This window comes from Methanobrevibacter cuticularis (assembly GCF_001639285.1).
GTDB lineage: Archaea > Methanobacteriota > Methanobacteria > Methanobacteriales > Methanobacteriaceae > Methanobaculum > Methanobaculum cuticulare.
In genome coordinates this window covers 1-1,300 of sequence record NZ_LWMW01000025.1, presented here as the reverse complement: position 1 = coordinate 1,300, position 1,300 = coordinate 1, and the positions used below count along the sequence as shown (strand labels likewise).

Annotated in this window: 2 protein-coding genes; both read left to right on the top strand. The window is 26.4% G+C overall.

Translation table 11 applies throughout. From position 1 onward, the window contains the following. Positions 1 to 622: DUF6431 domain-containing protein (locus MBCUT_RS11090; RefSeq protein ID WP_169805339.1), on the top strand; the 622-nt coding region annotated here is incomplete at its 5' end. Between the two features lies 1 nt (position 623). Next, positions 624 to 1,292, top strand: coding sequence for a hypothetical protein (locus tag MBCUT_RS00845; protein ID WP_067257572.1), 669 nt, complete (start codon positions 624 to 626; stop codon positions 1,290 to 1,292). Positions 1,293 to 1,300: the final 8 nt, after the last annotated feature.

The window sequence follows — 1,300 nt, the reverse complement described above, 5'->3', positions numbered from 1 at the left end:
TTTAACTATGATAGTAGTAAAAACAACCTCTCCTATTAGTAATGTGTCTGATGTGCAATATAAATTTTTTGTTTTTGGATTAGAAGCTGATGAAAATTATAAGAAAAAGCTTGGTCGAAATAAATATTCTCCTAATCGTGATGTTATAAAAACGGCTGAAAATGTTTATATCTATGCAGATCCTTTTTGTAAGCACTGTAACTCTAGAAAAGTTAGTGAATATGGCCATAATGATAGATTAATCATTGATAAGGATGGAAAAAAGTATAATATCGTGGTTAAAAGATATAAATGTTCATCTTGCGGTAAATTTTCTCAAACCAGCTTTAATGGTTTGTATGAACCATATTGCAATTTTTCTAATGAAACTAAAGATAAATCAGTTAAAAATATGGAGTTAGATCGTGTTTCCTTGAGAAATACAAGTAAAACACATAAAAACTTCAACAATGTCAAAATATCTCATGAAACTGTTAGGAAATCATGTTTAATCCTAAACGAAACATATTTCACCTGTGATATTGGAGAATTATCTGGTTATTATGGATATGATGAGCAATGGGTTAAAATTAATGGAGAAAAATGGAAATATCGATGCGTTCTCTTTGATTTAATCTTATGATATGCCAATAGCTGAAGCAATATATGATGATATGGAAACAACTACTATAAAAGAGTTTATTGAAACTACCATTCCTCATCATAAAAGAAAACTAATTGTCACCGACTTATTAGATGATTATAACTCTTTAATGGATAATTTAGGATTTGAACATCAATATTGCTCTTTTCACCTAACTAAAAATATAAATAAACAAATAAATAAGCATTTAAACAAAACTAAAGTTAAAATTGAGAAAAAAATTAAAAAAACCTACTTGGAACTGAATAAAACACAAATCAAAGAAAAAGTTGAAAAAAAATTAAAAATTATAAAAGAAGAAATAAACTTATTTAAAGGCATTTCACTGGATTTATTTAAACAAAAATCATATGAAGATGCTTTAAAGTATGTTGAAAGAATAAAATACATTTTAGATGAGTTTCCAGAGTTTTTAGCAAAATATTTAAAAAAAGAATTCTTCCCAAAATATAAAAAATTTCTAACCTTCTTAAAAAAACCCCATATAGGCAAAATCGATTCTACAAACAATAAAACTGAAAACTACATAGGAAACATAATGCCAAAAGCAGATAAAAATAAATACAGAACCAAAATAGGATTCATAAACCAAATCTACCACAGAACAAGAAATTGGATAAAAAACACAAAATACCAACTAACAAATTGACAGTCCCA

Excerpts from the sequence above, each read along its gene's own strand:
- MBCUT_RS00845 (WP_067257572.1), top strand. The coding sequence starts at position 624 with ATGCCAATAGCTGAAGCAATATATGATGATATGGAAACAACTACTATA.